Annotated in this window: 22 protein-coding genes, 1 other RNA gene and 1 pseudogene; 16 read left to right on the forward strand and 8 right to left on the reverse strand. The window is 52.8% G+C overall.

Translation table 11 applies throughout. The features are described 5' to 3' along the window. Positions 1-233: 233 nt before the first annotated feature. Complete coding sequence (locus PU634_RS03815; RefSeq protein WP_306762739.1) at positions 234-1,148, forward strand: hypothetical protein; 915 nt, start codon at positions 234-236, stop codon at positions 1,146-1,148. Positions 1,149-1,307: 159 nt separating this feature from the next. Here PU634_RS03815 and PU634_RS03820 read toward each other — a convergent pair whose 3' ends face one another. From PU634_RS03820 to smpB, 3 genes are all read right to left on the reverse strand, one after another. Next, positions 1,308-2,501, reverse strand: coding sequence for an integrase domain-containing protein (locus PU634_RS03820; protein ID WP_306762740.1), 1,194 nt, complete (start codon positions 2,499-2,501; stop codon positions 1,308-1,310). Positions 2,502-2,677: 176 nt separating this feature from the next. Then, positions 2,678-3,038, reverse strand: a transfer-messenger RNA (tmRNA) gene (gene ssrA, locus PU634_RS03825). Between the two features lie 50 nt (positions 3,039-3,088). After that, positions 3,089-3,574 (reverse strand): SsrA-binding protein SmpB, encoded by a 486-nt coding sequence (smpB, locus tag PU634_RS03830; RefSeq protein ID WP_306762741.1) that lies wholly within the window; start codon positions 3,572-3,574, stop codon positions 3,089-3,091. 137 nt (positions 3,575-3,711) lie between these two features. Between smpB and PU634_RS03835 the strand changes: the two genes are divergently transcribed. Then, the gene (locus PU634_RS03835) at positions 3,712-4,161 is read left to right on the forward strand and encodes an SRPBCC family protein (protein WP_306762742.1); all 450 of its coding nucleotides are present in this window, start codon (positions 3,712-3,714) and stop codon (positions 4,159-4,161) included. After that, the gene (locus tag PU634_RS03840) at positions 4,106-4,483 is read left to right on the forward strand and encodes an RnfH family protein (protein WP_306762743.1); all 378 of its coding nucleotides are present in this window, start codon (positions 4,106-4,108) and stop codon (positions 4,481-4,483) included. Before PU634_RS03835 ends, PU634_RS03840 begins: the two co-directional genes overlap by 56 nt. A 43-nt stretch (positions 4,484-4,526) precedes the next feature. Here PU634_RS03840 and PU634_RS03845 read toward each other — a convergent pair whose 3' ends face one another. Beyond that, complete coding sequence (locus PU634_RS03845; RefSeq protein ID WP_306762744.1) at positions 4,527-4,865, reverse strand: outer membrane protein assembly factor BamE; 339 nt, start codon at positions 4,863-4,865, stop codon at positions 4,527-4,529. 162 nt (positions 4,866-5,027) lie between these two features. Between PU634_RS03845 and udp the strand changes: the two genes are divergently transcribed. Further along, on the forward strand, positions 5,028-5,786 hold the full coding sequence (udp, locus tag PU634_RS03850) for a uridine phosphorylase (RefSeq protein ID WP_306762745.1): 759 nt from the start codon (positions 5,028-5,030) through the stop codon (positions 5,784-5,786). Positions 5,787-5,840: 54 nt separating this feature from the next. Here the strand turns inward: udp and recN are convergent, their stop codons facing one another. The 3 genes from recN to rcsF form a co-directional block, all read right to left on the reverse strand. Further along, positions 5,841-7,508 carry a DNA repair protein RecN gene (recN, locus tag PU634_RS03855; protein ID WP_306762746.1) on the reverse strand — a complete coding sequence of 556 codons (1,668 nt, stop codon included), beginning with the start codon at positions 7,506-7,508 and terminating at the stop codon, positions 5,841-5,843. Between the two features lie 108 nt (positions 7,509-7,616). Then, positions 7,617-8,321 (reverse strand): tRNA (N6-threonylcarbamoyladenosine(37)-N6)-methyltransferase TrmO, encoded by a 705-nt coding sequence (tsaA, locus tag PU634_RS03860; protein WP_306762747.1) that lies wholly within the window; start codon positions 8,319-8,321, stop codon positions 7,617-7,619. After that, positions 8,318-8,686: an Rcs stress response system protein RcsF gene (rcsF, locus tag PU634_RS03865; RefSeq protein WP_306762748.1), complete on the reverse strand. Its 369-nt coding sequence runs from the start codon at positions 8,684-8,686 to the stop codon at positions 8,318-8,320. The genes tsaA and rcsF overlap by 4 nt, the downstream gene beginning before the upstream one ends. Positions 8,687-9,236: 550 nt before the next feature. Here rcsF and PU634_RS03870 point away from each other — a divergent pair. Continuing rightward, positions 9,237-10,373, forward strand: a complete 1,137-nt coding sequence (locus PU634_RS03870) for an ISAs1 family transposase (RefSeq protein WP_306763657.1) — start codon at positions 9,237-9,239, stop codon at positions 10,371-10,373. Between the two features lie 11 nt (positions 10,374-10,384). On the opposite strand, the pseudogene PU634_RS03875 reads toward PU634_RS03870, so the two are convergent. Beyond that, positions 10,385-10,537: pseudogene (locus PU634_RS03875) on the reverse strand (IS110 family transposase); the annotation flags it as partial. Between the two features lie 256 nt (positions 10,538-10,793). On the opposite strand from PU634_RS03875, the gene PU634_RS03880 reads away from it, so the two are divergent. The 11 genes from PU634_RS03880 to pgi all read left to right on the forward strand — a co-directional run bounded on the left by PU634_RS03880 (position 10,794) and on the right by pgi (position 24,586). Continuing rightward, the gene (locus tag PU634_RS03880; protein WP_306762749.1) at positions 10,794-12,074 is read left to right on the forward strand and encodes an O-antigen ligase family protein; all 1,281 of its coding nucleotides are present in this window, start codon (positions 10,794-10,796) and stop codon (positions 12,072-12,074) included. Then, positions 12,055-13,278, forward strand: a complete 1,224-nt coding sequence (locus PU634_RS03885; protein ID WP_306762750.1) for an oligosaccharide flippase family protein — start codon at positions 12,055-12,057, stop codon at positions 13,276-13,278. The genes PU634_RS03880 and PU634_RS03885 overlap by 20 nt, the downstream gene beginning before the upstream one ends. Beyond that, positions 13,275-14,156: a glycosyltransferase family 2 protein gene (locus PU634_RS03890; RefSeq protein ID WP_306762751.1), complete on the forward strand. Its 882-nt coding sequence runs from the start codon at positions 13,275-13,277 to the stop codon at positions 14,154-14,156. The genes PU634_RS03885 and PU634_RS03890 overlap by 4 nt, the downstream gene beginning before the upstream one ends. Before the next feature lie 10 nt (positions 14,157-14,166). Continuing rightward, on the forward strand, positions 14,167-15,264 hold the full coding sequence (locus PU634_RS03895; RefSeq protein ID WP_306762752.1) for a glycosyltransferase: 1,098 nt from the start codon (positions 14,167-14,169) through the stop codon (positions 15,262-15,264). Between the two features lie 16 nt (positions 15,265-15,280). Continuing rightward, entirely contained in the window at positions 15,281-16,432 is a 1,152-nt protein-coding gene (locus PU634_RS03900; RefSeq protein WP_306762753.1) for a glycosyltransferase family 4 protein, read from the forward strand. Positions 16,433-16,483: 51 nt separating this feature from the next. After that, entirely contained in the window at positions 16,484-17,434 is a 951-nt protein-coding gene (locus tag PU634_RS03905) for a UDP-glucose 4-epimerase family protein (RefSeq protein WP_306762754.1), read from the forward strand. After that, a complete protein-coding gene (locus PU634_RS03910) occupies positions 17,418-17,969 on the forward strand; it encodes a sugar transferase (RefSeq protein ID WP_306762755.1) in 552 nt (183 codons plus the stop codon). Before PU634_RS03905 ends, PU634_RS03910 begins: the two co-directional genes overlap by 17 nt. Positions 17,970-17,996: 27 nt before the next feature. Continuing rightward, a complete protein-coding gene (locus PU634_RS03915) occupies positions 17,997-19,940 on the forward strand; it encodes a polysaccharide biosynthesis protein (RefSeq protein ID WP_306762756.1) in 1,944 nt (647 codons plus the stop codon). 317 nt (positions 19,941-20,257) lie between these two features. Further along, entirely contained in the window at positions 20,258-21,607 is a 1,350-nt protein-coding gene (locus tag PU634_RS03920) for an MBL fold metallo-hydrolase (protein WP_306762757.1), read from the forward strand. Between the two features lie 201 nt (positions 21,608-21,808). Further along, complete coding sequence (gene galE / locus PU634_RS03925; RefSeq protein WP_306762758.1) at positions 21,809-22,834, forward strand: UDP-glucose 4-epimerase GalE; 1,026 nt, start codon at positions 21,809-21,811, stop codon at positions 22,832-22,834. 111 nt (positions 22,835-22,945) lie between these two features. Further along, positions 22,946-24,586 (forward strand): glucose-6-phosphate isomerase, encoded by a 1,641-nt coding sequence (gene pgi / locus PU634_RS03930; RefSeq protein WP_306762759.1) that lies wholly within the window; start codon positions 22,946-22,948, stop codon positions 24,584-24,586. The last annotated feature ends 21 nt before the right edge of the window (positions 24,587-24,607 follow it).

Here is a 24,607-nt window from a genome sequence, read left to right on the forward strand (position 1 = left end):
TCTGTTTTTGTGATAAAAGACACCATTAAATTGCTTTTATTTTACTTAGTAATTTTCTAGATGATTGGTGTCCGTATGTCTAGATGTGTGTAGCTCTAGGTGTCTTTTTTGGTTTCTGTTGATGTGTTGTTTGGAGGTGGGATTTGGCAGTAAGGAAGCCTATCGGCGATCGAGTGGTTGATCGAGATATAAGAGTACTTAGAGTCTGTAGAGACTACCTCGCAAGACTTAGTATGGTTGATGATATATCGTTTCGTGGCGGTGATATTGATAGGTACCTCTTTGATATAAATAATACTATATCTGGTTATTTTTCAGATGAGTTTGATAGAGGTGAGTTTATTGATAAGATGCTTTCCATATGTAAATCACAGTGCGTATCTGAAAGTGATGTTGCATGGTTGAATAACGATGATAAAGCATGTATTTGGTATTGGTTAAAAATTCTTACTTGCTTGCCTGCTAGTGAAAGTAGAATGCCTGTAAGTGCGTTTTCTAAAATGGTTCAGCAGGGTGTCATTGATAGCCATAGAAATAATGGGCCTAATAAAAGAGTGCTGAGTTACAAGGTTTTCTATTTTGATGAGCTTGGGTTGACTCATATTCCCACACCATCATCACATGAAGATAGAGTGAGAGTGCTAATTGAGTACCTTGATAGGTTTTCAGTTGATTATAACTATAAAAATAAAATGATGGCTGATCTTAAAGATGAGTGGTCTGTTATTGTAAATAGAAAAGATCCTTTTAAGTGGGTTGATAGAGAGGATGAAGAGCAATGTGATTGGGTTTGGAGTTATTTAAGTTCAGAGGTTGTTCCAAGGTTTGATTTTAATGACGTGTTTAATCTTAACTCTCTCTTGCCAATAAGTAGTGGCGAGAGATACCTTTTTTCTTATGGTCTTTTTCATAATTGGAGCGCACATCCTTCAGAAAAGGATTTGTTAATTGTGAAGATGAAAAATGCATGGGGGCAGAAGAAGTTTAGGAGGAAGAAGTCGGCTAAGAGAAGCATTAATACATACATAGATCCTGTTGTGGGTAAAAAGCTAGATGAGTTGGTGTTTCACTATGATTTGTCAATACATAGAACAATAGAAATGCTCATAAAAAAAGAATACGAAAGGCTGAAGGGGAAAGGAATATGACTCACGGGTGGGTTTGGGTGTTTTTATTAAAAACAAACGATTGATTTGGTTGGTGTGATCCCTGCCTGAAGCACATAATACTCAACATGCTTAGCGTGAAATCTGCCTGGCGAAGCATGTTGGTACGCAGCAAAAGTAATACGATAGCCTTATTTGTACTTAACTGGATATTGTGATTTTCTCACTCCACCATTCCATCATCTTCCTACGCCGATCAAGGTAGGTCGCCCGGTTATAAGCTCGCCGGACCTCGTTCTTGTCGATGTGAGCCAGGGCGGCCTCAATCAAGTCTGGATCAAAACCTTCCTCGTTCAGCGTTGTGCTGGCAAGCGATCTCAGGCCATGAGCAACCAGGGTGCCACCAAAACCCATTCTCTTTAGCGCCATATTAGCCGTCTGGCTATTCATCGGCACCTTGGGATCTTTGACCCCAGGAAAAATAAATTCTCTATGGCCACTGATCGGCTGCATGAATTCCAGTATTGCAAGGGATTGGGGGGTAAGTGGCACAATATGCTCGCGGCCGGCTTTCATCCTGTCACCAGGGATCCGCCAAAGCTTGGCATCATAGTCTATCTCTGCCCAGCGAGCGCTGGCGGCTTCACCGGGCCTGGCCATGGTGTGAAGGCTCCATTCTATCAGGCGTCGTGTTTGCAGGTTGATACTCGCCGTGGTGAGCACCGACATCAGTTCTGGCAGTTGTTCCGGACTGATGCTCGGCATGTGCTTTTTCTTTGGCTGCTGAAAAACCTGGCGGACGCCGGCAATCGGGTTGGCATCGATAAGGCCGGAGTTGACCGCATAGGTCATGATTTCGTTGATACGCTGAATCAAGCGTTTCAGGGTCTCCAGGTTTCCACGGCTTTGGACCGGCTGCAGGGCCGCGATCACCGTCTGAGCTTTAACTGCGGTGATGGGTAAGGCGCCGATGAGCGGAAGTACATCTCGCTCAAGCGAGCGCCAGATGTCAAAGGCGTGATCTGCGGTGACCTTGGTCTTCTTGAGTGCCATCCAGCGTTCGGCAACGGCCGAGAAGGTGTTTGCCGCTTCCGCCAGGGCACTGGCGTGCTGCTCCTTGAGGTGCTCCTGGGGGTCTATCCCTCGGGCAAGCAGGCTGCGTGCTTCTTCACGCCTTCGGCGCGCATCGGCCAGCGATACTTCGGGGAAGGCACCGAAGCCCATATTGGTGCGTTTCTTGGTGATAGGGCGGTAGTAGTCGAACAGCCACAGCTTGGTGCCGTTCTTCTTGATCCTGAGGTACAGGCCATCGCCGTCGCGTAGGGTGTACTCCTTGTCCTGGGGCTTGGCGGCTTTGATCTCGGTTTGGCTCAGGGGTTTGGTAACTCTTGCCATGCGGGGCTCTCTTAGCTACATCAGTTGGAACACTGGTGTTCCGGTGTAGCTACGAGTGTAGCTAAAAGGGCGGGCTGGTAGTAGATGTTGCTGGACTCAAACAGATAGTAAAAAGCCCTTGAACCGTTATGATTCAAGGGCTTTTAGACTTTTCTGGACTCTATTGTCCAATCGATTGGTGGAGCTGGCGGGAGTTGAACCCGCGTCCGAAAAACCTACGTCGTCGGTACTACATGCTTAGTCAGTCATTGAATTCGCCAGCTGCTGCGGACTGACACGCCACAGACAGACTATCCTGAATTGGTTTTAACGCTTCAACCGTCAGGCACGGCATCCACGCGATCCTGTGAAGGATGACCTTCCGATTCCCTAAGTCACAGGCAAGTTAGGGCAGAAGGGCTCTCTACAGGTTATTAAGCTGCGAGTGCGTAGTTTTCGTCGTTTGCGACTATTTTTTTGCGATTGTTTAACGAGGCCTATCGCACCTCGGCATGCACCTAGGAGTTCGAGAATCTCGTCGAATCCTGAATCAGCCCCAAGTAACGGTTCAATCCTATTTCAAATTGCGCCGGAACACAAGTCCTTGCTCAGCGGCCCTTGTGTTTCATCATGCGGGCCTTTTCCCGTTGCCAGTCGCGCTCCTTCAGATCCTGACGCTTGTCGTGGGCCTTCTTGCCCTTCACCAGGCCGATCTCGGCCTTGACCCAGGACTTGGACCAGTACAGAGACAGGGGCACCAGGGTGTAGCCCTCACGTTCAATCAGGCCGGTCAGGCGATCCAGCTGGCGTTTGTGCAGCAGCAGTTTGCGGGTGCGCAAGGGATCACAGACCACATGGGTAGAGGCCATGTTGAGTGGGGTAATGGTGGCGGCAAACAGAAAGGCCTCACCGTTGCGCATGAACACGTAGGCCTCGCCGATGTTGGCCTTGCCGGCCCGCAGCGCCTTGACTTCCCATCCTTGCAGCTCAACACCGGCTTCGAGTTTTTCCTCAATGGAATATTCGTGCCGGGCCTTGCGGTTAACGGCAATGGTGTTGGAGCCGGGTTTCTTTTTGGTTTTGTTTTTTGCCATAGTGCGCGCAGTATACGGCGTCCTTTGATGCTTGGGAATTGGTGAACAGACAACCGGCGGCTTTTTGAGCAATTGCGAAGGGTGAGCCTGGGTCCCATAAGTGTTAAAATCGCCCGGTCAGAATGCCAGGAGAGGTTATGCCGAGTATTACCCGAAGCGCGCTGGTGATGTTCAGTGCCAAGCAGATGTATGAGCTGGTCAACAATGTGGACGACTACCCCCAGTTTTTGCCGGGTTGTGTGGCCAGTCGCGTACTGGATAAAAGCGAGCACAGCATTACGGCAGCGCTGGACGTGGCCAAGGCGGGCATTCGCAAGACCTTCACCACCCGCAATCGTCTGGAGCGGGATCACAAGATCAACATGGAGCTGGTGGACGGTCCCTTCAAGTCCCTGAACGGCGGCTGGACCTTTATTCCTCTTGATGAAGACGCCTGCAAGGTTGAGCTGAAGCTGCATTTCGAGTTTCAGTCGCGACTGGTGGAGCTGGCCTTTGGCGGCATTTTCAAGGAACTCACCAATGCCATGGTGCATGCCTTCAGTGAACGGGCCCGGGAGGTGTACGGCAGTGAATCTTATTCAGGTTGAGGTGGTGTACGCGCTGCCGGCCAAACAGACGGTACTCGCCCTGCGGGTGGCGCCCGAGGCCTGCGTACGGGAGATTATCGAGCAGTCCGGCATATTGCGGCAGTTTCCCGAGATCGATCTGGCGCAAAACGCCGTTGGTATTTTCAGCCGTCCGGTCAGGCTCGATCAGACGGTGCACGACGGCGACCGTATCGAAATTTACCGTCCGTTGCTGGCGGATCCCAAGGAAATCCGCCGGCGTCGGGCCGAGCAGGCCAAGGAAGAAGGCCGGGCCGACAAGGTCACCGGTGGCCGGCCCGATCCGAAACGAACCCGCAAATAAAAAGCGGAGCCAAAAGGCTCCGTTTTGTCATCAGGCTAATGGCTCAAAGCCCCTGATAAAAGGCCTCGGGCACCTCAAAGTCGCCGCCCAGGGTCGTCAGGCTGTCATTGGTAAAGTCCAGTACCAGGCGCTTTTGTTCAAGCTCGCCCCGGCCCGGCTTGAAGTAATAGAGATAGACCCAGCGGTCGTGGTTGAAGCCGTCCAGGCTCATGGGGTTGCCCAGCAGATAGCGCACCTGCTCCCGGGTCATGCCCTGGCGAAGCTGAGCCACCTGTTTTTCTTCCAGATAGTTGCCCTGGGGAATATCCACCTTATAAACCAGGTTACAACCGGTCAGGGGCAACGCCAGAAAAAGAGAGAAAATCAAGCTTTTGAGTTGCATATGGGATTATGTCCTTTGAGTCCTGCCGGCATCATAACGGCTGGTGGTTTCGATGTAAAAGACTGACCGGCCACACGGCGTTTGGTTCCGGCGTCAAAGCATGGCGATTTGGCGCCGGCTGGCTTAGTATGCAGGGTTAATGTACTCGGTTGGGAACTTGTTATGACCAAACACGTTTTTCATCTTGGCGTGACCGATGACGAGCTGCAGGGCGCCAGGGTGGCGATAATGCCCGGCGACCCCGAGCGGGTAGAGCGCATTGCTCGCCATCTTGCCAACCCCAGGCACCTGGCCAGCAAGCGGGAGTTCACTTCCTGGCTGGGAGAGCTGGACGGCAAGCCGGTGGTGGTGTGCTCCACCGGCATTGGTGGTCCGTCTACCTCCATTGCGGTGGAAGAGCTGGCCCAGCTGGGCGTGCGCACCTTTTTGCGGGTGGGCACTACGGGGGCCATTCAGCCTCAGGTGGTGGTGGGCGACATCATCGTAACCACGGCGGCGGTGCGCCTGGACGGCGCCAGCGGGCATTTTGCTCCCCCGGAATTTCCGGCGGTGGCCGACTTCGACTGCACCTGTGCCCTGGTGGATGCCGCCCGGGAACTGGGCGTGGCGCCTCATGTGGGCATTACCGCGTCGTCCGATACCTTCTACCCCGGTCAGGAGCGTTACGACACCCACTCGGCCCGCATGCTGCGCCGGTTCCAGGGCAGCATGAAGGAATGGCAGGCGATGGGAGTGCTCAACTACGAGATGGAGTCGGCGACCCTGTTTACCATGTGTGCCAGCCAGGGCTTAAGGGCCGGCTGTGTGGCGGGGGTGGTCGTTAACCGCACCCAGCAGGAAATACCCGATGAAAGCAGCCTGAAGGACACCGAGCAAAGGGCCATCGACATTGTTATTGGCGCTGCCCGCCGGCTGGTGTAGACGCTGGACATGAGATGTGGGACTTCCCGTTTCCACATCTTCCGTTTCCCCGTTTCACTCACACACCAGCAGCTCCCGGGCGTTGGCCAGGGTGTTGTCGGTAATGCGGTTGCCGCCCAGCAGCCGGGCCAGTTCCTGCAACCGGTTTGCTTCATCCAGCTCCTGCATGCGGGTTTCGGTATGGTCGGCATCGCTGCTCTTGCTCACAAAGAAATGCTGATGGCCATTACCCGCCACCTGGGGCAGGTGCGTTATCACCAGCACCTGGGTGGACTCGCCCAGTTTACGCAGCAGTTTGCCCACCACGGCAGCGGTGGGGCCACTCACGCCCACGTCCACCTCATCGAAGATCAGCGTCGGCGTTTCCACCTTCTGGGCGGTGATCACCTGAATGGCCAAGCTGATGCGCGAAAGCTCGCCGCCTGAGGCCACCCGGGCCAGGGGGCTCAGGGGCTGGCCGGGGTTGGTGCTTACCAGAAATTCCACCCGGTCGATGCCCAGCGGCGAATACCCGGCGTCGGCATCGGCATTCACCTGGATTTCAAAACGGCCCTTTTCCATGCTGAGCTGGTGCAGGCTTTGGGTGATCTGCCTGTTCAGAGCCGCGGCATAACGCTGGCGACTCTGGCTCAGGCGCTCGGCGGCCTGTACAAAGTGTTCACGGGCCAGCTCCACTTCCTCATCCAGCCCTTGCAGCCGGTTGCTGTTGTGATCCATGTCTGCCAGCCGGGCCCTGAGCTGCTGATGAAAATCGAACAAGTCGGCGGCGGGCACATGGTGCTTGCGCGACAACTCCATCACCTTGCTCATGCGACTTTCCACCTCATGCAAGCGCTCCGGATCCAGTTCCAGCCGATCCAGATAGCGGCCCAGCTCGCTGTGACCTTCTTCCAGCTGAATAAGGCTGCCTTCCACCATTTCCAGCGCCGGGCCCAGGCGTGAGTCCATGACCACCAGCTCGTTCAGGGTTTTCAGCCCCTGGCGCAGCAGTTGCAGGGCGTTGCTTTCGTCGTTGTCGCCCAGCAGGTTGAGGGCCAGCTGGCAGTTGTTAAGCAGCTCGGCGCCGTTGGACAGCCGTTTGTGTTCGGCTTCCAGCTCGGGAAATTCATCTTCGGCCAGGGCCAGCTCGTCGAGTTCTGCCACCTGGTATTCCAGCAACTGGCGCTCGGCCTGCCATTTTTCCTGTTCGGCCTGCAACTGCCTGCGTTCGTTGCTGAGCTGGCGCCAGAGCTGATAGCCAGCGCTGGTCTGGGCCAGCAGCTGGTGGTGGCCGGCATAGGCGTCGAGCAGGGCGCGCTGGTGATCGGGCTTTTGCAGTTCCTGATGGGCGTGCTGGCCATGAATATTGACCAGCAGAGCGCCCAGCGCCTTGAGTTGCGACAGCGGCACCGGGGTGCCGTTGATGTAACCCCGGGAGCGGCCTTCCCGGCTCAGGGTGCGGCGCAGTATGCATTCATCCTGCTCGTCCAGCTCCTGCTCGCACAGCCAGGCCTTGACCCGGGGCAGCTTGTCGATGCGAAAACGGGCGCTGATGTCGGTTTTGTCGGCACCGGGGCGCACCGAGTCGGCGTCGGCGCGCTCACCCAGGGCCAGGGCCAGGGCGTCGATGGCAATGGATTTGCCGGCGCCGGTTTCGCCGGTAATGCTGGTCATGCCCTGGCGCAAGTCCAGCTCAAGAAAGGAAACGATGGCGAAATTGCTGATGGTGAGCTGAAGCAACATGATGATTCCCTGCAACAAAAATTATGCTGTATGGGAATACAGTATACTGTTGTTTTATACAGTGCAAGGTGGAGGTGGAAGATGAGGCGCAAGAGCTTGGAGGAGATCTCACTCCTCACGAGCCAGCGAAAGTACTCGCGTCAGTTGCCCGAACACCTCATAGCGCACGTTATAGTCATACAGCCGCACGCCATATTGCTGCCAGCTCTGCTCGGTCTTCTTGTAAGCCGGGCGCGGATCCTGCACCAGCACTTCGGTAATGAATTCCTTCAGCTCAGGGACTTCCGAGCGGGCACAGGCTTGCTCTGCCTCGGCGGAGAAGATGACCTCCATGCCCAGGTCCGGTGGTGCAGGGGCAAAACCACCGTGGGCATGGGGCACGGCGTCGGCCCAGGGCAAATAGGGCTTGAGGTCGACAATGGGCGTGCCGTCCACCAAATCAACCCCACCCAGCTCCAGCCATACCTTGCTGCCGCTTTTGCACATGTCGCGCAGTTCCACCACCGACAGGCCAATGGGGTTGGGCCGAAAGGTGGAGCGGGTGGAAAACACGCCCACCCGCTCGTTGCCGCCCAGACGGGGGGGCCGCACCGTGGGCTTCCAGCCCTGCTCCATGGTCTGGTGGAACACAAACACCAGCCACAAATGGCTGAACTCCCTCAGGCCGCGAAAGGCACTGGGGTCGTTATAAGGCGGCAGCATCTCCAGCTGTGCCCGGGCGCGGCTCACCAGCCCGGGCTGGCGTGGCACCGCGAATTTTTCCTTGTAGGGCGAGCGAATAATACCGATGGGGTCTAGCTTGATGGTGTTCACTCACTTACCTTCAGCGCTTGTCCACTGCACAGTACCTGTTCAAGGCAGCCGGGCATGTCTTCAAAGCGAATGCAGCGGTCCAGCAGAATGCCGTTGGCTCCCAGGTCGGCGGCGCGGCGGCGAATGTCGGCGCGGGCGTCGGCATCCTTCGGCGGCGGCTCGTTGGCCTCCACCTGACAGGCCTCACCTTCCACCGTGCCCAGGGTCACATAGTTCACGCCCTTGAGCTCATCGCGACCGTAGAGCGCCACGTTATTACCCTTGTAATAATCCTTGATGCCGGCGGGCGACACATTGCTGTTGAACCCCATGTTGGCGCAGCCGGAAAGAGTCAGGGCCACCAAGGCCATACCGAGAACACGCATGACAAATCCTTAATATCAGAGTGAGTTACCATTATTCTGCACCGGGCCGGGCAGAAGATCGAATGAAATTGCAAAAGCATGCACATCTGTTCTGTACAGTACCGTGGTGCCGTGGCGTACTTGTTTGTGGGGTGTACGGAACGCGATCACTTCCGTTGTGCTCAGCGGAGCTGAGAGTCAATGCTTCCCACAGGTTTCACCACCGCTCTAAATCCCTTAGAATACTGCGACTTTGCAGGTCTCAGTATTTGCAAAATGCAATAAAACAGGCGCAAGTACCGGGCCGTGGGGGAAAGGCCAAGCAAAACCCTTTGGGCGGTAGCGTGTCTCCAGGGCGCTGTTGATCAAATCAGAGCCGGAGCAGTAGGGCAAGATCATGAAAAAACCTTGTGTGGCAAGGCTTTCAGCGGGGTGAAAATTAAAACACTAGCAGCCAGTTTGTACACCGGAACGCACGTTTTTTGAAGAAAAATGTTGATTTTCAAGGATCGCTTTGACGATCTATCCCAGCTGTGATCATATGCTGTCTTTTCAACAGCAGAGCAGCACCATGAATGGACTCAGCCTTTGGGACCACCTTTCCGTCATCAGAGACCCATGTCAGCAGTGGAAAATCGAGCTCAAACTCGCCGATATCCTGTTTCTGACCATCGCGGCCGTTATTGGCGGCGCCGAGGGTTGGGAGGACATCGAGGATTTCGGACATGATCATCTTGATTGGTTGCGCCAGCACGGTGACTTCGAGAACGGCGTGCCGGTTCATGACACCATTGCTCGGGTGATGGGGATGCTGTCTGCGACAAAACTGCAGAAGAGCTTTGCGTCCTGGATGCAGGCTTGCTACGACGTGACTGAGGGCGAAGTGATTGCCGTTGACGGTAAAACCCTGCGGTGCAGCTATGACAAGGGCAAGCGTAAAGGGGCCATTCATATGGTATCTGCCTTCAATGCCGCCAATCAGGTGGTGCTGGGGCAGGTGAAAACCAGTGAGAAGTCCAATGAGATCACCGTCATTCCTGAGTTACTGGAGCTACTGAGCATTCGTGGTTGTCTGGTGACCATCGATGCCATGGGCTGTCAGCGAGCGATAGCCAAAAAGGTGCTTGACAAAGGGGCCGACTACCTGCTGGCTGTGAAAGGTAATCAGCCCAGCCTGGAAGCCGCTTTCAACGACTACTTCCGGTTGGACATGTTCCAGCAGGAAGACGCCAACGGCTATAGCATCCAGGAAGTCGGCCATGGTCGGAAGGAAACCCGGCTGAGCCTGGTGATGGAAGACTTGTCCATCTTGGGTGATCTGGAATATGAGTGGCCAGCACTGAAAACATTGGGAATTGTGGGGTCGATCCGGGAAGAGCGCAGCCAGCCCGTGAAAGAGCTGGATATTACGGTGCGTTACTATATCAGCTCGGCGCAGCTGTCGCCTAAGGAAATGCTGGAGGCTACTCGCTCGCACTGGTCAATCGAATCACAGCTGCACTGGCGGCTGGACGTGGGCATGCGGGAAGATGATTGTCGCATTCGCCGTGAGCAGGCTGGTGAAAACATGGCAGCCATTCGTCATATGGCGTTCAATGCCCTGAACAGTGATACCAGCTTTAAGGCTGGTATCAAACGTAAACAGAAGCGGGCAAGTCGCAATACCGAGTACCTATCGCAAGTCCTGTCAGGACTGGGGCTTTCGTAATCTTGCCCTGCCATGCCAATCAAACAGGGTGGCAGATCGGCAAAAAACGTCGCCATTTGTGAACGTTTAAGTTGCTTGTTAAACAACCGCTTGCCTTGCTCATTCACGCCGTGGAATTGGAATACTACTTTTGCCAAATCAATACCGATAGTTTGAACCTTCATGGCGGTCTCTCCAATCACAGTGATGAGTCATTATCCTACTTTGGCACATCGGATGCCGGTTTGAGAGGGGCGACCATTTCCATTAACAGCGCCCATGTAATCGGATCATGAGCAAGACATATAGCTCCTTGATTTAGGCAACCACTGCTTCGCAAGAGGTCATTAAAATAGAAAGAAATCAGCTTTTAGGTAAACGTTTATTTTGGACTTGCAGGTTAGTTGCTGCCAATCATTTTTCCTATTTTTAGGGGGGGGGATGAATAATAAAATAGACATTATTGGCGGGGTGAGAGAACGATTCGGTATTGATTGGCTTGAAAAGGGTAAGGGTGCTTTGCTCCTTGCGTTTGTTATTGGGGTTTCTGTACTGGGCAATATAAAGCTCTATATAGGTTCTCCTATGGTATGGCTGATTTTGTTGGCTCCTATTTTTATTTATAGTTTGCTTTGTAAGCGGCTGAGCGTGGCTTTTTTGATGGCTAACCCCTTCATTATTTTAATTTTTATGGGGTGGTTGATATTTGTTTCTGGAATCGCCTTGGCAGGCTGGCTACATGATGGAAAAGGTGTTTATACAATCATTAAATATTTAGTGATTATGCTTGTGTTGTTGGGGTGTATTCTTATTCAGCCAACTGAAAGGCAATTGGAGTTTTCACTTTATGCAGGCTTTGTAGTTTCATTTTTACCATTGTTGATTCTTATGCTAACTAGAAAGCATGAGCTATTGGTTATATTGGGTGATGGACGAGCTGGCTGGTATGCAGCATGGCCTGGTGTCGTATGGAAGACTGCAGCCTTGATATGGCCTATGGCACTTTGGAGTTATCTTAATAAAAGAAATTGGCGTTGTTATCTTCTTGTCGCCTCCTCTATGTTGGTGGTATCAATTGATGGAAGCAGAACAGCTATGCTGTGGATGGCTTTAACTTATATTTTGTTTTTCTTGGTGTTTTGTCTTTCCCGTCATTGGCCTGGATTGCGGCCTGGTAAACATATTGCTCTATTATCCACATTCTTGGTTGTTTTTCTGGTTTTACAGCCATCACTACTGAGCTGGGTGAATTTAGGTGGGCAGCCAGCCTTACTTGATGTTACTGAACTATCAGGGTCCACTATCGACAGGGTAGCTGCAGGGAATACTAGTACAAGAATGGAGATGTTATATATCGGATGGATGAGTGCTATAGCTGAATTTCCTTTTGGCGCCGGTTTTGGTCAGACTGTTGCCTTGGATGCTGGAGTGCCGACAGTCATTCATATGACCTATCTTCAGTTGTTGGCTGATACCGGGGTGTTAGGCTTAACAGGGTATTTGGCCATATTCGTAATACCTTTAATCGTTGTTGTCAGATTCATTGTTAATGGTGCAGGTAGCATTCATGAGAGGATTGGTTATGTTTTGCCTGCATCGAGTGGGATTTTACTTTATTTATTCTCAGGGCTTTTTCATCCTGTTAGTAACGAGTTGATGGAATGGATGGTTGTCTTGTTGTCAATTGCTGTGGTAATAACTCGTGTCCCGTATCGTAACTAGTGCCTTCTGGTTGTTGCTGGCCCATGTCGGTGGGTTGTTAATTCCTTTGATTGAATTGCCTGTGCTGGCCCGTGCTTTGGGGCCGAAAGAGTATGGCTTGGTTCTTTATGCACTGGGTGTAGCTTTAACTGCTTCAGTCTTTGTTGAGTTTGGGTTTGGTTTGAGTGGTGCCAGAGCCGTGGCCCAGCTTAAGGAAGATAAGTCTGAATTAGGGCAACTGGTTGCGGACTTGTTTTTGTCCAAGTTATTACTGCTTGGACTGGTTTTGTTAGCAGTTGCTCCTCTTTTTATATTCCAATTGGGAGGGACGAGTTTTCCTGTTAGTTGGGGGGTGTGGATCTCGATTTTTATTTTTTCCTTTGGCTTTAGCCCTATGTGGTACTTTATCGGATCTGAACGGCTGGTTCTGGTTTCTATATTTGATATTGTACTCCGAGTTGCTGGACTTGTAGCTGTAATCTTATTTGTGTCTGAGCCGGAGCATTCGGAGCGAGTGTTATGGATACAGGCCACTGTCGGGGCCTTGAATACTCTTGTTCCAACATTGTTGATGATAAGGGAAACAGGGTTTGGAAAGCTTGAACTTGGCCGGGCACTTTTGGCCATAAAAATCAGTTGGAATCTTTTTCTCTATAAAGGAAGCCAGAATATCATGGGCTCCCTGGCGTCAACTTTGCTTGGAGCTCTGGGTGGCCCCAGAATGGTAGGAGCTTTTGTACCGGCAGAAAAGTTGGTTAGAGCGGCGAATGGTTTGGCGGGAACTTTACTCAACCTGATATTCCCACGATTGGTGTTGATGCAAAATAATTCACAGGGCGATGCAAAACGAAAGGTTTCTCTTATTATTCTTTCTTTGACCGCTTTAACTTTAACCTTCTGCGTTATCACTGTAAGTCTGGCCCCTTTGTTGGTTTCTTTTATTTTTGGGAAAGGGTATGAAGAAGCCGTTCCTGTATTAAAGATTTTGGTCTGGGTTGTGCCTCTTCGTGTGCTCAGTATGACATTGGCTATTCTGTGGTATATACCCGCGGGTCAAGATCGTATAACAAGCCGGGGGATGATATTAAACGTTTTTACTATCGTAAGTTTGGCATTTTTACTGGTGCCGCAATTCGGTGGTGCAGGCATGGCATGGGCATTTATTATTGCTGAGATGCTTATGTCTTCAATTCTTATTACCATGTTTATCAGGAAGTCGGTTTGAGTGATTTAAGTATAGTTATTACCTCCTTTAACAGACCATTGTTGTTGACTCGCGCTGTCCAATCAGTACTGGATAATGCCGGGCAGATAGAAATTGAAGTTATAGTTGTTGATGATGCATCCAGTGAGCCTCTGCCATCTTTCAGAGATGAAAAAGTCAAGGTTCTCAGAATGGAAAAAAATGGTGGTCCAGGACCAGCCAGAATGAGGGGGATCAGGGCTGCCAAAGCACCTTGGGTTATGATCCTGGATGATGATGATGTAGTTAAGCCGGGAGCTTTTTCAATATTATCAAGAGCACTAAGAGGGCAGGATTATAGTTCATGTTCTGTCATTCAATTTGCGCGTTCAAATGGTAGTTTAGAAGGTTGCTTTCGCGTTGTAAAATTATCCGACTACTTGAATGGAAAGATTAAGGGAGATTTTACACCAGTATTTAATAGAAGCAATTTTTTAGGGACAGGGCTTAGCTATCCAGATAATAGAGCAGGTGGAGAGCATATTTTGTGGTGGGAATTGGCTAAGGAATACAATGGTATTCCTTCTTTTTCTGATGTTCTTGTCCTTACTTTAGAGGATGCTGAAAGCAGGTTGACTAATGTTTCTTCCCAAATAAGAAAGGCAGAAGATCACTATCAACTCGCACAAGCTACGTTGAATAGGTTTGGTGAAATACTTAAAAAAGATTTCCCACAAGAGTATCGTCGTGTCTGTTTGGGAAGGATCACTTATGGCTTGTTGAGTGGTCGACGTAAAGAAGCCAGAGAACACCTGAGTGAAATGCCGAATTGCGGAGCTATAAGAGCAGTTTTGTGGGTTATTACGTGGGCACCTCTTTTCTTGGTTAAGGCGTTGTTTCGTCTCTATCGACAGCGCTAGGAGCATATTTGTGCGTATTGACTTTTTAATTACCGGTCTGGACTATGGGGGCGCTGAAATTCAGGTGGTTTCCTTACTGGAGCGACTTAAATGTAGAGGGCATAAGGTTAGAATTATATCATTAACACCCCCTCTGGCTTTTGTAGACAAACTGACCGCCATGGATATTCCTGTGATCAGCTTGAATATGAAAAGTGCATTTGACTTCCCGCGTGCTCTTTTTAAGCTTGGGAAGTTGTTGAGCGCTGAATGTCCAGATGTTTTACATGGCCATATGGTGCATGCAAATATAATGGCACGCTTGTCACGCTTACTATCACCTAAAATTAGACTTGTGACTACAGCTCATAACACTACAGAAGGAGGAAAATTAAGAGACTGGGTCTATCGTTTGACCAATCCTTTAAGTCATCTGAATACGACAGTTAGTGAGTCAGCTACGCGTCGCTTTTTGAGTGATAAGGTATTTCCGATTTCAAATACTCGAACTATTTTTAATGGAATAGATACAGAGCGTTTTTCCCCAAGTGAAGTTGAAGTTAATGTTGAATCTAAATCACAAGTATTTACTTGGCTAGCTGTGGGGCGCTTAGCCGAACAGAAAGATTATCCAACACTGCTTGAGGCTTTTTCCCTGCTGTCAACAGGGAAGTTATTGATTGCCGGGAAGGGGCCTCTTCAGGGAGAGTTGGAAGAGATGGTTGAACGGTTGTCACTTGGTGAGAGGGTCAGTTTTTTAGGTGTAAGAAATGACGTTGATGAACTTTATCGCCAGGTCGATGGGTTTGTGTTGTCTTCAGCCTGGGAAGGTTACGGGCTTGTTGTCGCCGAAGCCATGGCTACATCCCTTCCTGTTGTGGTGACAGACAGCGGGGGGCCCGGTGAAATTGTGGGAAGTGGAGGCAACTTCGGGCGTTTGGTTCCAGTTCGAAATCATGAAGCGTTAGCCGCTGCAATGACTGAAATTATGAAAATGACAACAGAGGAACGGTTTCAACTTGGTTTAGCCGGGCGTCAGCGTATTCTTAATCACTTTTCACTGGATACAGTGGTTAGTGATTGGGAGAATATTTATCTAGAGTTGACTTCTGTTGGCGGTGGCAAATGATGACTGGGAGGTGGTTTTGAATTTTGCCATTGTTTCACAAGATGTTTCACCAGGGATATTGATATTTAGAAAAGACTTCATTATTGAACTGGTTGGTGCCGGTTATACAGTTTATGCCTTTGCCACCAACTATAATGAAGAGTCAAGGAAAAGGGTGGAGTCATTAGGTGCAATTCCTGTTGAGTACTCCCTCAGTCGAGCAGGCATGAACCCTCTTAAAGATATCTCTGATATTGTTAAACTTTCTCAAACACTAAAAAAGCTGAAAATTGACTATGTGTTCAGTTTTTTTGTTAAACCATCTATTTATGCCACTCTGGCTGCCAGGTTAGCCAATGTACCCCATCGGTATGCCTTGCTGGAAGGCTTGGGTTTTATACATACTCCAACTAAAAGAGGATTTACTTTTAAAAAACGAGTATTGCAGCTGATACAGGGAGGGCTGGCAAGCATAAGCTATCAGTTTGCAAGAAAAGTGTTTTTTTTAAATCAGGATGACCCTGCTGATCTGAGTAAAACGGCAATTATACAAAAAAGCAAGTTGCATGTGCTGGGGCCTATAGGGCTGAAGTTGAATGAATACCCTGCGCACCCTGTTACGGTAGATGATGATGGTGTCAGGTTTGTTTTTATTGCCCGTCTACTTGGTGAAAAAGGAATTTTTGAGTATTTGGCTGCTGCGCGCCTGGTAAAGCAGCGTTATCCTAATGCCGAATTTTTTGTTCTGGGAGGGCTCGATCCGGAGAATCCAGCTGCACTCACATCATCACAGCTGCAAGCTGTTATTGATGAAGGGGTTATTACCTATCCGGGGTATGTAGACAATGTTCATGAATGGATAACCAATTCACATGTATTTGTATTGCCATCTTATCGTGAAGGATTTCCACGTAGTACACAGGAAGCAATGGCTATTGGTCGTGCAGTAATTACTACAGATGTTCCCGGCTGTCGCGAAACAGTAGAAGATGGAGTTAATGGCTTCCTTGTACCGCCATGGGATGAAGTGGCTCTCGCGGAAAAAATGACTTATTTTATTGAAAATAACAGCGAAATTGTACGCATGGGAAGTAACAGCCATGCTATGGCTCAAAAAAGATTTGATGTTGATCAGGTTAATGTAAGGTTGATGGATTTGATGGGCTTGCGCAGGAATTCCAGTGTGTAATTTTTATCAACAATCATGATGTGGATATTATGAAAAAAAATGGAATAAATTATGGTTGATAACGTTATCTTAACTGGTGCTACCGGGTTTGTTGGCAAGGCTTTACATCAGCAGTTGATGAATCTTCCTGACTATTATGTGAGCGCAGCCCTGCGCAATAATACAAGCTTTATTAACTCTCATAACTTTATAGTTGGCGATTTCAACAGTAACACCAACTGGACTACAGCCCTGGCGGATCAACAAGTCGTTATCCACGCCGCTGCCCGCGCTCACATTATGAAAGACGAAGTGGCCAATCCGCTGACGGAATACCGCAAGGTGAATGTGGAGGGCACGCTTAACCTTGCCCGACAGGCTACGGTGGCAGGGGTGAAGCGTTTCATTTTTATCAGCTCCATCAAGGTGAATGGTGAGCAAACACCATTGGGCCAGCCCTTTACCGCAGAAGATCTACCGGCACCGGAAGATGCCTATGGCATTTCCAAACATGAAGCCGAACAGGGTCTGCAGCAACTGGCCGCCGAAACCGGCATGGAGGTGGTGATTATTCGCCCGCCGCTGGTTTACGGGCCGGGCGTTAAAGGCAATTTTGCCAGCATGGTCAAGCTGGTTGAAAAAGGCCTGCCTTTGCCACTGGGTGCCATTAATAACCAGCGCTCGCTGGTGGCGCTGGATAATCTGGTTGACCTTATTATCACCTGCATTGATCATCCTGCGGCGGCCAATCAGGTGTTTCTGGCCGGCGACGGAGAAGACTTGTCGACCACGGATCTGTTGCGCGGGGTGGCCAATGCTGCGGGCAAGCCGTGCCGGTTGCTTCCGGTGCCGTCGGGCTTGCTGCAGTCTGGGGCCACTCTGCTGGGTAAAAAAGCCATGGCACAGCGGTTGCTGGGTTCGCTGCAGGTGGATATTTCCAAGGCTCGTGAGTTATTGGGCTGGGTGCCGCCGCTGTCGGTGGAGCAAGGATTAAAAAGGTGTTTTGATGATTCGGTTGTTTGATATTGTATTTTCACTGCTGGGGCTGGTGTGCGGCTTTCCGGTGCTGCTGTTGCTTACCGTTATCGGCTTTTTTGATACCGGCTCGCCCATTTTCCGCCAGGTGCGGGTGGGGCGTCACCAAAAGCCCTTTACCTTGGTGAAGTTTCGCACCATGAAGGTGGACACCGCTTCCGTGGCGTCTCACCTGGCAAGTGCTTCTTCCATTACGCCCTTTGGCCATTTTTTGCGCCGCACCAAGCTGGATGAACTGCCTCAATTGTGGAACGTGCTGAAAGGCGAAATGAGCCTGGTGGGGCCACGACCCGGCCTGTTTAATCAGGAAGAGCTAACGGCTGCCCGTGCCGCTCGTGGCGTGTATAATGTGCGCCCCGGCATTACCGGCCTGGCACAGGTGAATGAAATTGACATGTCCACCCCCGAGCTACTGGCCGAGACGGATCAAAAAATGCTCCAGTCGCTGTCGGTTAAGGATTATTTTCGTTACATACTGCTTACCGTGTCCGGCAAGGGCAGTGGCGATCGGGTAAAAAGCTGAAATAACAATACACCAACGGGATATTGCATGATCCATCAGGCCATTCACTGGCTGTTTCAACAGCCTCGCTCGGTAAAGCGCATTATCAGCCTGCTGCTGGATACGCTGTTTATTTCGCTGGCGTTCTGGGCGGCTTATCTGCTGCGGCTGGACAGCTCCAGCCTGCTGGGCTCGTTCCGGCACTGGCTGGTGCTGGCAACCATGGTGCCGGTTACGCTGCTGTGTTTTGTTCGCTTTGGTCTTTACCGGGCGGTGCTCCGTTACCTGGGGCATCACGCTACCATGGTGATGCTGGGAGGAGTAGCGGTCTCGGCCATAGCCATGGTGCTGGCAGCTTACTACTTTCACGCCTTTTTGCCCCGCTCTGTGCCCATTATTTATGCATCGCTGGCGTTGCTGCTGTGTGGTGGTGCTCGTACCATGGGGCGGGCACTGTATAACCAAAGTACCAAAAGACAAAAAACTCCGGTCATTATCTACGGTGCTGGCGCTTCGGGCCGTCAGCTGAATACCTCGCTCAGCCATGGAAATGAATATCGGGCTGTGGCCTTTGTGGATGACAATGTTGGTCTACAAAAGGCCCTGCTGCAAGGATTAACGGTTTATGCACCTGATCAGTTGCCTTGGCTGGTGGAGCGCTTTGGTGCACAAAAGCTGCTGCTGGCCATGCCCAGCATCAGCCGTCAGCGCCGGCGCGAAATTGTAGACAGCCTGGAAGAGCTGCCTGTGGATATTCTTACCATTCCCGGTATGGCCGATTTGGTCAGCGGCAAGGCCAAGCTGAGTGAGCTGCACGAAGTGAATGTGGAAGACCTGCTCGGGCGGGATCCGGTGGAGCCTTTTCCCGAGCTGATTGGCGCTAACATTCACGGCAAGGTGGTGATGGTTACCGGGGCCGGAGGCTCTATTGGCTCCGAGCTGTGCCGGCAAATAGTGCAGCAGGGGCCAACGACTCTGGTGCTGTTTGAAATGTCGGAATATGCCCTGTACCAAATTGATCAGGAGCTGAGTGGCATGTGCCGTAAGGCCGGCTGCCCGGTGCGTATTGTGCCAATTATGGCCTCGGTACAACGGCAAAACCGGCTGGAAGCGGTAATGCAGGCTTTTGGGGTGCACACCGTGTATCACGCTGCAGCCTGCAAGCATGTGCCGCTGGTGGAATACAACGTGGTGGAGGGGGTACGCAACAATGTGTTCGGCACCTGGCGGGCGGCGGAAGCGGCCATTAACTGCGGGGTGGAAACCTTTGTGCTTATCTCTACCGATAAGGCAGTGCGCCCCACCAATGTAATGGGCACCAGCAAGCGCCTGGCCGAGCTGGTGCTGCAGGGGTTGGCGCTGCGCCAGAGCAACACCCGCTTTTGTATGGTGCGTTTTGGCAATGTGCTGGGCTCTTCTGGCTCTGTGGTGCCATTGTTCAAGCGGCAGATCCGCGCTGGCGGGCCCATCACCCTTACTCACGAAGACATTACCCGCTATTTTATGACCATTCCCGAGGCAGCTCAGCTGGTTATCCAAGCCGGCGCCATGGGTAAGGGCGGCGATGTGTTTGTGCTGGATATGGGCGAGCCGGTCAAGATTATCGACCTTGCCCGCAAAATGGTGCGGTTAATGGGTTATGAGGTAAAAGATGCCAAACACCCGGACGGCGATATAGAAATCAAGGTTACCGGTCTGCGCCCCGGGGAGAAGCTGTATGAAGAGCTGCTGATCGGCGGCAATGAGCTGCCCACCGCCCATCCGCGTATTCGCACCGCTCATGAGGTGCATCTGCCCTGGCAGGACATGGCCGCTTTGTTGCAGGAGCTGAACACTGCTTGTGAGCAATATAACCAGCCCCGTATTCGTGAGCTGCTGCTGCAGGCCCCCACGGCGTTTAACCCTCAGGATGGTATTTGCGACCTGGTGTGGCAGCAAAGCCAGACCGCTGAAACCGGGAATGAAAACAAGGTAGTGGCGCTGGCTTTGTAGCGCCCAGCGTTAAGCGCCCGGCGCCCAGTTGCTTTGAGCGGTCCTGGAATTTTGGAGTGCGGGCCGTCGGCCCGTATTAGCGCCGACAGGCACTTAAATCCTGTATATTGTGTAGACACCAATGCCCGTTGTTTGATGTGACAACGGGCATTTTTGTTTTTTGCGGGCTATGGTCTTCCGTGTATGTTGTAGGCCACGCTTTAGCGGGGAAACGGTATCACATGCAGCATGGTTTGCCCGCTTTCAGCGGCGGCTGAAGCCGTGCCTACAACGGAATACAACAACAAGGAGAGAACATGACCAAGTGACTGGAGATTTTGTATCATGGGGTGGTGAACGGCGTTACCGGCTCGTGTCATGAACTGCGGGCGGGCAATGCCGGTATTTTAATTGACTGCGGTCTGTTTCAGGGGCTTGAAGGCAAGCGCGAGCTTTCCATCGACTTTGATATTGCGCACATCAAGGCGCTGGTGGTTACTCATGTGCATATCGACCACGTGGGCCGGCTGCCTTACCTGCTGGCGGCGGGGTTTGACGGGCCCATCTATTGCTCGCAGCCTTCCGCCTTGTTGTTGCCGGCCATGCTGGAAGATGCGCTTAGAATCGGCTTCACCCGCAATGAGCAGCTTATTCACCGGGTGCTCAAGCTGCTGGCGTCAAAGCTGCGGCCTTTGCCTTACGGCCAGTGGCAGCAAGTAGAGGGCAGTAACATTGCCATTCGGCTGCAGCGGGCCGGGCATATTCTGGGCTCGGCCTATGTGGAGTGTGAGATGGCTGGCCAGCGGGTGGTGTTTAGCGGCGATTTGGGCGCCCCTCATTCGCCGCTGCTGGTGGCGCCGGCACCACCCGAGCGCTGCAATGTGCTGGTGCTGGAAAGCACCTACGGTGATAAAAACCATGAAAGCCGGATTGATCGCCGCCTGCGGCTGAAGGCGGCGGTGGAGCACGCGCTGGAAGACGGAGGCACCTTGCTGATCCCGGCCTTTAGCCTGGGGCGCACCCAAGACCTGCTTTATGAGCTGGAAAGTCTGATTGCCGAGTTCGGTGGCGAGCAGGCGGCGCCGGGCCTGCCCTGGAACGAGCTGGAGGTAGTAGTAGATTCGCCCCTGGCGGCCAATTTCACTCAGCTTTACCGTGAGCTCAAGCCGTTCTGGAATGAGGAAGCCCGGGAGCGGGTAAGCGAGGGGCGGCATCCGCTGTCGTTTGAGCAGTTAACGGTGGTGAATGCCCATAACGATCATCTTAATGCAGTGGGCTACCTGGCCCGCTCCCACAAGCCTTGCGTGGTGCTGGCGGGCTCGGGCATGTGCGCCGGCGGCCGAGTGGTGAATTACTTGAAAGCGTTGCTGAATGACCCGCGCAACGATGTGTTGTTTGTGGGTTACCAGGCCGAAGGCACCCCGGGGCGGGACATTCTGGAATACGGGCCGAAAGAAGGCTGGGTGGAACTGGATGGCGAACGTTTCACCATTCGGGTGCGAGTGCACCAGGTGAGCGGCTATTCGGCCCACGCCGGCAAGGAGGATTTGATAAACTTTGCCACCGGCATTAACACGCCGCCTGAGCAGATACGCCTGATACACGGCGAGGCCAATGCCAAAGCGGCGTTGCAGGCGCGGTTGAAGGAGTTGCTGCCGGAAACAGAGGTGGTAGTTCCTGGTGGTTAGCGCCCAGCTACAAGCGCCCGGCGCCAAGTTGTTTTGAGTTGCTTGGTGGAGAGCGGGCCTTGTCTCTGGATGAGGGCAGCTTGCCCGTATTAGCGCTGCTCGCATTGGCCGTCATTCCCGCGAAGCGGCAACGCTGCACTTATCTTCGCATCACCGGAAAATTCGTGAGTGCTTATTTCCATTAATAAAAAGAGATAAACAATGACCATTCTGGTAACCGGCGGAGCCGGGTATATTGGCTCTCACACTGTGGTGGAGCTGCTGAACGCCGGCAACAGTGTGCTGGTGCTGGATAATCTGTCCAACTCTTGTTCCGAATCGCTAACGCGGGTGGAGCAAATCACCGGCAAGGTGGTGCCCTTTGTGAAAGGGGATATTCGCGACTCGGCCCTGCTGGAGCAGTTGTTTTCCGGGCACACCATTGATGCGGTGGTGCATTTTGCCGGGCTGAAGGCGGTGGGCGAGAGTGTGCAAAAGCCGCTTGAGTATTACGACAACAACGTAAACGGCACCCTGGTGCTGGTGGAAGCCATGCGCCGTGCCGGCGTGTTTAAGCTGGTGTTCAGCTCGTCGGCTACCGTGTATGGCGAGCCGCAGCACATGCCCATTACCGAAGACTTTGCCGTGGGCGGCACTACTAATCCGTATGGCACCTCCAAGCTGATGGTGGAGCGAGTGTTGCAGGATGTGAGCAGGTCGGACCCGCGCTGGGCCATTGCCCTGCTGCGTTATTTCAATCCGGTGGGGGCGCATGAGTCTGGCCTGATTGGAGAAGACCCGAACGGCATTCCCAATAACCTGTTGCCCTATATCACTCAGGTGGCGGTAGGCCGGCTTAAGCAGCTGGCGGTGTTTGGTAACGATTACCCCACGCCCGATGGCACCGGCGTGCGTGATTACATTCATGTGGTGGACCTGGCCCTGGGCCACCTCAAGGCACTGGAGCGCATTGCAAAGCAGGATGGCGTAAGCATTTACAATCTGGGCACCGGCCAGGGTTATTCGGTGCTGCAAATGGTTAAGGCCTTTGAGCAGGCTAGCAGCCGGAGTGTGCCTTATGCCATTGCTCCCCGCCGCCCCGGCGACATTGCCGAGTGCTGGTCGGATCCGTCCAAGGCCTTGCGGGAGCTGGGCTGGCAAGCCGAGCGGGGCCTTGAGCAAATGATGACCGACGCCTGGCGCTGGCAGTCGCAGAATCCTTGCGGATACAGGACAGGTGAGGAGTGAGGGGTGAAGAGTGAGGAGGTAAAACAGATGTCATTGTTTGCTCACACCTCACTCTTCACACCTCACACCTCAAGTGTGAAAGTAAAATTTAATAAAAAACAGTGGGATAGAATGACGTCTTTAGTCCGGCAGCCGGCTTTTATGGCCCTGCAGCAGTTAAAACAAAAAGAGCAGGCCATCAGTCTGGCGCAGCGGTTTGCCGCAGAGTCCAATCGCTTTGAGCAGTTCAGCCTGGGGTTTGGCGAGCAGTTGCGGGTGGACCTGTCGCGCCAGCACTGGTCGGTCGAGGTGCGGGCGTTGTTGTGCCGGCTGGCGCACGACATGGGGCTTAAGACTGCCATTGAAGCGCTGTTTGCCGATAACCGCTTCAACCACACCGAGGGCCGGGCGGCGCTGCACGCGGCGTTGCGCATGCCGCCCGGCGCTGTGTTGGAGCACAAGGGCGAGAACGTGGTGCCCAAGGTGCATGCCGAGCTTGCGCGCATTCAGGCCTTTTGTCAGCAAGTGCATAGCGGCGACTGGCGAGGGTTCTCTGGCCAGCCCATTCGTGATGTGGTCAACATTGGCATTGGTGGCTCCGACCTTGGCCCTGCCATGGTGGTGGAAGCGCTGGTGCCTTATCAGGATCAGGGCCTGCGGGCACATTTTGTGTCGAACATGGACGGTGCCCAGCTGGGTAGTGTGCTGGCGGGGCTGAACCCGGCCACCACTCTGTTTGTGATCTCGTCAAAAACCTTTACCACCGACGAAACCATGACCAACGCCCGCGCCGCACGGGCCTGGCTGCTGGCGGCCTGTGGCAGCGAGCAACACATTGCCCGGCACTTTGTGGCGGTGTCCACCAACACTGAAGCGGTAACGGCCTTTGGCATTGATGAAGCGAACATGTTCCGCTTCTGGAGCTGGGTGGGTGGCCGCTTTTCGCTGTGGTCCGCCATTGGCCTGCCCATTGCCCTGGCGCTGGGGTTTGAGCGTTTTCAGCAGTTGCTGGCGGGCGCCCATGCCATGGATGAGCACTTGCGCCACACCCCCTTTGAGCACAACATTCCGGTGCAGCTGGCGCTGCTCAGCATCTGGAACATCAACGTGCTGGGGCTGCAGAGTGAGGGGGTGTTCCCCTACAGCCAGCAGCTCAAGCGTTTTCCTGCCTTTTTGCAGCAGCTGAACATGGAGTCGAACGGCAAGGGCGTAAACAACGCCGGCCAGCCGCTTGACCATGCCACCGGCCCGGTGGTGTGGGGTGAGGTGGGCACCAATGGCCAGCATGCGTTTTTTCAGTTGCTGCACCAGGGCAGTGTGGTGGTGCCGGCGGAGTTTATTGGCTTTGCCCGCTCTGCCTACCCGTACCCCGAGCACCAGCGCAAGCTGCTGGCGAACATGCTGGCCCAGGCCCAGGCCATGGCCTTTGGCAAGTCACGCGAGCAGGTAGAAGCCGAGCTGGCGGCCGAAGGGTACAGTACCGAGGCCATTGCTCGCCTGGCACCGTATAAGGTAATGCCCGGCAACCGCCCCTGCACGGTAATGTTGTGCGATGAGCTGAGCCCCTATAACCTGGGCGCGTTGATTGCCATGTATGAACACAAAACCTTTGTGCAGGGTGTGCTCTGGAACATTAACAGTTTTGATCAGTGGGGCGTGGAGCTGGGCAAGAAACTGGCCGCAAAATTAATTGACGATCTGGCAAACGGTGTGACCGATGGCCACGACAGCGCTACCAACGGCCTGTTGGCGCAGATTAAACACTGGAGCTGACTGTGGATGCAGGCAGTTCTC

The sequence above is a fragment of the Oceanimonas pelagia genome (assembly GCF_030849025.1).
In the GTDB taxonomy this organism is placed as follows: Bacteria; Pseudomonadota; Gammaproteobacteria; order Enterobacterales; family Aeromonadaceae; genus Oceanimonas; species Oceanimonas pelagia.

Coding starts and splice junctions, on each gene's coding strand:
- PU634_RS03880 (WP_306762749.1), top strand. CDS start 10,794: ATGAATAATAAAATAGACATTATTGGCGGGGTGAGAGAACGATTCGGT.
- PU634_RS03835 (WP_306762742.1), top strand. CDS start 3,712: ATGCCGAGTATTACCCGAAGCGCGCTGGTGATGTTCAGTGCCAAGCAG.
- PU634_RS03905 (WP_306762754.1), top strand. CDS start 16,484: ATGGTTGATAACGTTATCTTAACTGGTGCTACCGGGTTTGTTGGCAAG.
- PU634_RS03815 (WP_306762739.1), top strand. CDS start 234: ATGGTTGATGATATATCGTTTCGTGGCGGTGATATTGATAGGTACCTC.
- PU634_RS03915 (WP_306762756.1), top strand. CDS start 17,997: ATGATCCATCAGGCCATTCACTGGCTGTTTCAACAGCCTCGCTCGGTA.
- smpB (WP_306762741.1), bottom strand. CDS start 3,574: ATGGCAAAAAACAAAACCAAAAAGAAACCCGGCTCCAACACCATTGCC.
- PU634_RS03845 (WP_306762744.1), bottom strand. CDS start 4,865: ATGCAACTCAAAAGCTTGATTTTCTCTCTTTTTCTGGCGTTGCCCCTG.
- recN (WP_306762746.1), bottom strand. CDS start 7,508: ATGTTGCTTCAGCTCACCATCAGCAATTTCGCCATCGTTTCCTTTCTT.
- galE (WP_306762758.1), top strand. CDS start 21,809: ATGACCATTCTGGTAACCGGCGGAGCCGGGTATATTGGCTCTCACACT.
- pgi (WP_306762759.1), top strand. CDS start 22,946: ATGACGTCTTTAGTCCGGCAGCCGGCTTTTATGGCCCTGCAGCAGTTA.
- PU634_RS03820 (WP_306762740.1), bottom strand. CDS start 2,501: ATGGCAAGAGTTACCAAACCCCTGAGCCAAACCGAGATCAAAGCCGCC.
- PU634_RS03870 (WP_306763657.1), top strand. CDS start 9,237: ATGAATGGACTCAGCCTTTGGGACCACCTTTCCGTCATCAGAGACCCA.
- udp (WP_306762745.1), top strand. CDS start 5,028: ATGACCAAACACGTTTTTCATCTTGGCGTGACCGATGACGAGCTGCAG.
- rcsF (WP_306762748.1), bottom strand. CDS start 8,686: ATGCGTGTTCTCGGTATGGCCTTGGTGGCCCTGACTCTTTCCGGCTGC.
- PU634_RS03840 (WP_306762743.1), top strand. CDS start 4,106: ATGCCTTCAGTGAACGGGCCCGGGAGGTGTACGGCAGTGAATCTTATT.
- PU634_RS03910 (WP_306762755.1), top strand. CDS start 17,418: ATGATTCGGTTGTTTGATATTGTATTTTCACTGCTGGGGCTGGTGTGC.